Origin of the sequence: Streptomyces sp. A012304, from assembly GCF_026008495.1 — a bacterium.
Taxonomy (GTDB): Bacteria; Actinomycetota; Actinomycetes; order Streptomycetales; family Streptomycetaceae; genus Streptomyces.
On the sequence record NZ_BQUN01000104.1, the window covers coordinates 1,647 to 8,858 of the forward strand.

Here is a 7,212-nt window from a genome sequence, read left to right on the forward strand (position 1 = left end):
TCCAGCAGGGCGTGCTTCTCGATCTGCCGGATGCGCTCCCGGGTGAGGCCGTGCTCCTTGCCGACCTCGGTCAGGGTCCGCTCACGGCCGTCCTCGATGCCGTAGCGCATCTTGATGATGGAGGCCGTGCGCGGGTCGAGGCGGTCGATCAGGCCGTCGAGTTCCTCGCTGCGCAGCAGCGTCAGGACGGACTGCTCCGGGGAGACCGCGGAGGTGTCCTCCAGCAGGTCGCCGAACTGCGTCTCGCCCTCGTCGTCCACCGCCATGTTCAGCGAGACCGGGTCGCGGGCCCAGTCCAGCACGTCGATGACGCGCTCCGCGGAGGAGCCGAGCTCGGTGGCGATCTCGGCGGGCTCCGGGTCGCGGCCGTGCTCACGGTTGAACTCGCGCTGGACGCGGCGGATGCGGCCCAGCTCCTCCACCAGGTGGACGGGCAGGCGGATCGTGCGCGACTGGTCCGCTATGGAGCGGGTGATCGCCTGACGGATCCACCAGGTGGCGTACGTCGAGAACTTGAAGCCCTTGCGGTAGTCGAACTTCTCGACCGCGCGCACCAGGCCGGCGTTGCCCTCCTGGATCAGGTCGAGCAGGGGCAGGCCGCTGCGCGGGTAGCGGCGGGCGACCGCGACGACCAGCCGGAGATTGGAACGGATGAAGACGTCCTTGGCACGCTCACCCTCGCGGACGAGTGCCTCCAGCTCCTCGCGGGAGGCGTCCGCCTTGGACTCCTCGTATCCGTCGAGGACCTGCTGCGCGAACACACCCGCCTCGATGATCTGCGACAACTCGACTTCCTTGGCGGCGTCGAGCAGTGGTGTGCGCGCGATCTCGTCGAGGTACATGCCGACCAGATCGCGGTCGGCGATCTCGCCGCCGTGGACGCGAGCGCTGCTTGCCGCGTCGGCCGTCTCGCCGGTGGCGGACTGACGACGGGCGACGGCACGGGTTGCCATGCGTGCTCCCTTGCGATGGTGGGGTCAGCGGGTGGTCCGTGGACACCGGACACCGCTCGGGTCCTCCCGGGACTCTCACCGGGACTCTCCTCGGGTGCCCTGCATCCGATGGAAACAACGACTGGAATCAGGACAGAATTCCCAACCCGCCCCTCATTTTTTCTGATCTTGCAGTACCCTGTCGGGCCGCGCGGGCGCGGCGCCGGCGTCGCGACGTACGGAGGTGCAGGTCAGGCGGGGAGTCGAGGCCGTCCTCACAGCTCCCACGCACCTCTGTGACCCCGTATGTGAGACGTCTGTCACATTGGATACCGCTGTCGTCGCTTGTCTTCGCTGTTTTCACTTGTCTTCGCTCCGGAAGAGCGGCATCTTTCGCCGTCCTCCCACCCTTGAAGACGGCCCGTACCGGCCCTTGGTTGCCGCGGGCGCCTGTTCACAGGGGATTCCCAGCCAGGCCCTACACGGCGTTTATCGGCCAGGACTCAGCCGAACTGCACCGACCTCTTCGCCAGCCCCATCCAGAACCCGTCGATCACCGACTTCTGCGCGTCCAGCTCGCCGGAGACCTCCGCCGCGCCCATGGTCACGAACAGCGGGGCGAAGTGCTCGGTGCGCGGGTGGGCGTACTGGCCGGCCGGGGCCTTGTTCAGGAAGTCCAGCAGGGAGTCCCAGTCCCGGCTCTCCATGGCGCGCCGGCCCCAGTCGTCGAACTCGGCGGACCAGGCGGGCACGCCCGGACCCGTGTGACGCAGCGCGGCCAGGTTGTGGGTGAAGAAGCCGGAGCCGACGATCAGCACACCCTCCTCGCGCAGCGGCGCGAGCCTGCGGCCGATCTCCATGAGCCGCACCGGGTCCAGGGTGGGCATGGAGATCTGCAGGACGGGGATGTCGGCGGCCGGGAACATCTCCACCAGCGGGACGTAGGCGCCGTGGTCGAGGCCGCGGTCGGGGATGTCCTGGACGGGCGTGCCGGGGGCGCGCAGCAGCTTGCGGACGGCCTCGGCGAGCGCGGGGGCGCCGGGAGCCTCGTACGTGACCCGGTAGTAGTGCTCGGGGAAGCCCCAGAAGTCGTAGACCAGGGGGACCGTCTCGACCGCGCCGAGGGCGAGGGGGGCCTCCTCCCAGTGGGCGGAGACGATGAGGATCGCCTTGGGGCGCGGCAGGTCGGCGGACCAGGCGGCGAGCTGGCCGGGCCAGACAGGGTCGTCGGCGAGCGGCGGTGCGCCGTGGCTGAGGTACAGGGCGGGCATGCGCTCCCGCGTGTCGGCGGACATGGTGGTGACTCCCTGCTCTTCACTCTTCGGGTTCGTCGGGTTCGTCGGGTTGCCGCAGCCCGCGAGGGCCGCACTGCTTTAAATCTAAATCATTTGGTGACACCACCCTAGGCGTCGTTTGTTTAAATTTCAAGGACACGACCTTTACAGTGGAGTACATGAAGGCATCCCCATCCGCTGAAGAGCCCCAGTGGCTCACCGCAGAGGAGCAGCGCGTCTGGCGCTCCTACCTGCACGCAACCACCCTCCTGGAGGACCATCTCGACCGCCAGCTCCAGCGTGATGCGGGCATGCCGCACATCTATTACGGCCTCCTCGTCGGCCTCGCCGAGGCCCCGCAACGACGGCTTCGGATGACCGAGCTGGCGATGAAGTCGAAGATCACCCGCTCCCGGCTGTCCCACGCCATCGCCCGCCTGGAGAAGAACGGCTGGGTCCGGCGCGAGGACTGCCCCTCGGACAAGCGGGGCCAGTTCGCGGTGCTCACGGACGCCGGCCTGGAGGTGCTGCGACGCAACGCCCCCGGACATGTGGCCGCCGTACGCCAGGCGCTGTTCGACCGGCTGACCCCCGAACAGCAGAAGACCCTCGGCGAGATCATGCAGATCGTCGCCGAGGGCCTTCAGCCCAACGAAGCGGGGGCGGACCTGCCCTGGCTGCGCTGAGCGCCACCACCCGGGCAGATCCGGTCCGAAGAGGTACTCGAGGAAGTACCTGAGGAAGTACTTCAGGAAGTACTTCTGAAGCACCTGAGGAAGTACTTCCTCAGGTACTCAAGGAGATGCTCGAAGGGGCACCAGAAGAGACACTCCGGGGTGCTCCCGTCACTCCGTCACTCCCGTCGCACGAGGCCGGTGCCTCAGTGGGCCACCACCGGCACCGGCACCTCGTCCTCGGCACCCTCGGCCGCGCCCGAGCCGGTGACCGCGCCCATGTCCGGGCGGCCGGCGTTGACGAAGGTCAGGGCGATCGCGGCGGCGACGACCAGGATGCCGACGGCGAACCAGATCGCGGTGGTGTACCCCTGCACCATGCCCTCCAGCTGGACCAGCTGCTGCTGCGGCCGGGAGGCGGCGCCCGCGATGTGGTCGGTGATGTAGGACGTGGTCGCGGAGGCGGCGACGGTGTTCAGCAGGGCGGTGCCGATGGCGCCGCCCACCTGCTGCGAGGTGTTGACCATCGCGGAGGCCACGCCGGCGTCACGCGCCTCGACACCCTGGGTGGCCAGGGACATCGCCGGCATGAACGCCGTACCCATGCCCAGGCCGAGCAGGAGCATGGCCGGCAGCAGCAGGGCCGTGTAGGAGGAGTCGATCTCCATCCGCGTCAGCAGCAGCATGCCGAGCGCGGCGACCAGGAAGCCGGGGCCCATCAGCAGACGGGGGGCGACCCGGGTCATCAGACGCGTGCCGATCTGCGTGGAGCCGGTGATCATGCCCACGATCATGGGCAGGAAGGCGAAGCCGGTCCGCACCGGGGAGTAGCCCTTCACGACCTGGAGGTAGTAGGTCAGGAAGAGGAACAGCCCGAACATCGCGATGATGGCGAGACCCAGCGAGAGGTACACCCCGCCGCGGTTGCGCTCGGTGATCACGCGCAGCGGCAGCAGCGGGTGCGCGACCTTCGCCTCCACGGCCACGAAGGTGGCCAGCAGGACGGCGGACGCGACGAACATGCCGATGGTGAGCGAGTCGCTCCAGCCGTCGGACTCGGCGCGGGTGAAGCCGTAGACCAGGGCCACCAGGCCGAGGGTGGACAGGACGACGCCCGGGATGTCGAGGGCGGAGCGGTTGCGGCCGCCCTGCGGCTCACGGATGACGAACCAGGCACCGGCCGCGGCGATCACGGCGAACGGGATGTTGACGTAGAACGTCCAGCGCCAGTCCAGGTACTCGGTGAGGAAACCGCCGAGGATCAGACCGACGGCACCGCCGCCACCGGCGATCGCGCCGTAGATGCCGAACGCCTTGGCGCGCTCCTTGGCGTCGGTGAACATCACCGCGAGCAGGGAGAGCGCGGCGGGCGCGAGGAGGGCGCCGAAGACACCCTGGAGGGCGCGGGCGCCGAACATCATGGCCTCGTTGGTTGCCGCACCGCCCAGCGCGGAGGCCGCGGCGAAGCCGACCAGACCGACGAGGAAGGCCCGCTTGCGGCCCCACAGGTCGGCGATGCGTCCGCCGAAGAGCAGCAGACCGCCGAAGGCGAGCGCGTAGGCGGTGACCACCCACTGGCGGTTGCCGTCGGATATGCCCAGGTCCTGCTGGGCGGAGGGCAGGGCGATGTTCACGATGGTCGCGTCGAGGACGACCATCAGCTGGGCGAGCGCGATGAACACGAGCGCTTTCCAGCGGCCCGGGTCCGCCTGGGGGACGCCGGGAGCCTTGCTGGCTGTTTCAGACATGGGGGTACCCACTTCGGGACTTCGTGACGGAAAAAAGGGTTGAAAGCGTGCGAAGAGGCGGAGTTCGGGGCCCGCTGGTGTGCGTGCAAGCGTGTGCGTGCGTGAGTGCTGACGTGTGCGTGCGAGCGACTGTGGAGGGGCTGAGAGGGTCGGAGGTCGGAGGTCGGGAGTCGGTTCAGGCCTGGCGCAGGTCCTCCATGGTCACGGCCGCGCCCGGCAGCACGGATCGGGCCGGGGCCCGCAGTCCGTCCAGGAACAGCTGGAGATGACGGTGGACGAACCGGTCGACGTTCCCGCAGCCGGTGCCCGCCGGGGGCCGGCTGAGCTGGGCGACGGCGACCATCAGGTCACCGATGCCGACGTCGTCGCGGAGCTGCCCCGCGCTGCGGGCGCGCTCCATGACCTCCCCGATCAGCCGCTCGGCGCGCACCCGGGCGGCCTCCAGGTCGGGGTGGTTCGCGTCGAACGTACTGGCGACCATCGGGCACAGCGCGCCGATGCGTTCGTCGGCGGCCGTGTGCACGAAGTGCTCCAGCGCGCCGAAGGCGTCACCCGTCTCCGCGAGCGCCCGCCGGGCCGCGTCGGCCGTCCGGTCCATGACGGAACAGACGACCTCGCGGACCAGCGCGTCGCGGTCGGGGAAGTTGCGGTACACCGTGGCGTTGCCGACGCCGGCCCGGCGGGCGATGTCGTCGAGCGGCACGCCGGGTCCGAGTTCGACGAACATCTCGCGGGCGGCGGTGACGATCCGCTCCCGGTTGCGCAGGGCGTCGGCGCGCGGCCGGGTCGCCTTGCGCTGCTCGGGGGCTGCGGTCTGCACGGTGCACTCCAATGACTGGTACGGGAACCCGATGACGCGTACGGGAACCGGTGATGCGTACGGGAACCCGGTCACGCGTACGGGAACCCGATGGCCGGCACGGGGGACCCATCCGGGGAAGCTCTCCCCGTTTCGGTCGGACACAGGGCTAAACGGGGAAGCGATCCCCGGTTATTTCACCTGAGCCGAAACTTTTGGCGTGTTCTGGATCACACCTTCTCCTACTCTCCAGTAACCCACGATCGGCCGACCCGACGCGCACCCCCACAGAACCTGACGGAGAGTGAAGGGAAAAGTGCAGCCAGTGACCGGCGGCTGCCCGGAGCGAAGGGTCCCTGCATGCAGCCGCAGCCTGAGCGACCCGGGACAGGCCACCGGACCACCCGGCCTTCCCGGCCCTGGGAGCCGCTCCACCGACGCATACGCCCCGGCGGCTCGCGCCCACGCCGTGCGGCCGCCCTCGTCTGCGTGACCGCGCTGACCCTCGCCGTGAGCACCTCCGCCGGAACCGCGCGCCTCGCCCCCGCCCCGGCACCGGCCGGCGCGGGCCCGGTCTCACTGGCCCGCACCTCCGCCCTCGCCCCCTGCATGATCAGCGGCGCCACGACCGTCCAGATGTCCGAGGGCGTCCCCACCACCGGCGGCTACGCGCGCTCCACGGGCACCGTCCACGCCCTCACCCTGATGATCGACTTCCCGGACGCGCCCGGCCCCGGCAAGGCGACCGACCGGTTCCACGAGTTCTTCCCGCAGACCCGGGAGTGGTTCCGCACCGCCTCCTACGGCCGCCTCGACTACCGCCCGGAGGCCCCGCTCCCCCACTGGCTGCGCATGCCCAGACCGTTCAAGGCGTACGGCATAGAGCGCGGCGCGCCCTTCGACCCCGGCTACCGGGAGCTGGTCCAGGACATCGTGGCCGCCGCCGACCCGACCGTGGACTTCCGGACGTACGACCTCCTGAACGTGCTGGTCACCCCGAACGCCGGCCCCTCCGCGCTGGACACCGTCCTGTCGGTGACGTTCGCCGGCAACCCCGAGGCGCCGGTCGCCGACGGCGTCCCCGTCGCGAACGCCTCCTTCGTCTATTCCCGCCAGGACGACGGCTCCGGCTCCTACGACCGCACCGGCTACCGCGTCCTGCCGCACGAGAACGGCCATGTCTTCGGGCTGCCCGACCTCTACACCCAGGAGGGCGGAGGCGCGGTCGGCCACTGGGACATCATGAGCGAGGACTGGGGCGCCAACAACGACCTGCTCGGCTGGCACAAGTGGAAACTGGGCTGGCTGGACACGGAACAGGTCCGCTGCGCGGCCGACCCCGGCACGCACGAGTACACCCTCACGCCCCTCTTCCGCGCCGGCGGCCCCAAGCTGGTCTTCGTCCCCCTCGACCGGCGCACCGGCTACGCCGTCGAACTGCGCACCCACGGCGGGAACGACGAGGCCGTCTGCCGCCCCGGCGTCCTCGTCTACAAGGTCGACGCGGGCGTCGACACCGGCATGGGGCCGATAAAGGTCCACGACTCCCGCCGCGGCAGCGGCGGCTGCACCCGCAGCCCCAACGTCCACGCGGAACTCTCCGACGCCCCCTTCGCCCCCGGCGAGACCTTCAGGGACTCGAGAAACGACATCCGCATCACGGTGGCGGGGGCCGACCTGGAGGGGAACCACCGGGTGCGGGTGACACGGGGGTAGGCGAGCTGCGGGGGTGGTCCAGGGGCCGGGGGGTGGGCCGGGGGTGGCAGGCGGGCGGGCCGGGGAGTC

General features: G+C 70.1%; 6 protein-coding genes. 2 read left to right on the forward strand and 4 right to left on the reverse strand.

All coding sequences use genetic code 11. From position 1 onward, the window contains the following. Together ALMP_RS26925 and ALMP_RS26930 are read right to left on the reverse strand one after the other, a co-directional pair. Positions 1-953: RNA polymerase sigma factor RpoD/SigA (locus tag ALMP_RS26925; RefSeq protein WP_264932910.1), on the reverse strand; the 953-nt coding region annotated here is incomplete at its 3' end. Between the two features lie 482 nt (positions 954-1,435). Next, positions 1,436-2,227 (reverse strand): dioxygenase, encoded by a 792-nt coding sequence (locus ALMP_RS26930; RefSeq protein ID WP_264932912.1) that lies wholly within the window; start codon positions 2,225-2,227, stop codon positions 1,436-1,438. Positions 2,228-2,385: 158 nt separating this feature from the next. Between ALMP_RS26930 and ALMP_RS26935 the strand changes: the two genes are divergently transcribed. After that, complete coding sequence (locus ALMP_RS26935) at positions 2,386-2,892, forward strand: MarR family winged helix-turn-helix transcriptional regulator (protein ID WP_264932913.1); 507 nt, start codon at positions 2,386-2,388, stop codon at positions 2,890-2,892. Between the two features lie 194 nt (positions 2,893-3,086). Here the strand turns inward: ALMP_RS26935 and ALMP_RS26940 are convergent, their stop codons facing one another. Both ALMP_RS26940 and ALMP_RS26945 read right to left on the reverse strand, forming a co-directional pair. Beyond that, entirely contained in the window at positions 3,087-4,628 is a 1,542-nt protein-coding gene (locus ALMP_RS26940; RefSeq protein ID WP_264932914.1) for an MFS transporter, read from the reverse strand. A gap of 175 nt (positions 4,629-4,803) precedes the next feature. Further along, a complete protein-coding gene (locus ALMP_RS26945; protein ID WP_264932915.1) occupies positions 4,804-5,448 on the reverse strand; it encodes a TetR/AcrR family transcriptional regulator in 645 nt (214 codons plus the stop codon). Positions 5,449-5,787: 339 nt separating this feature from the next. Here ALMP_RS26945 and ALMP_RS26950 point away from each other — a divergent pair, with 339 nt between their 5' ends. After that, positions 5,788-7,143, forward strand: a complete 1,356-nt coding sequence (locus ALMP_RS26950) for a M6 family metalloprotease domain-containing protein (protein ID WP_264932917.1) — start codon at positions 5,788-5,790, stop codon at positions 7,141-7,143. The last annotated feature ends 69 nt before the right edge of the window (positions 7,144-7,212 follow it).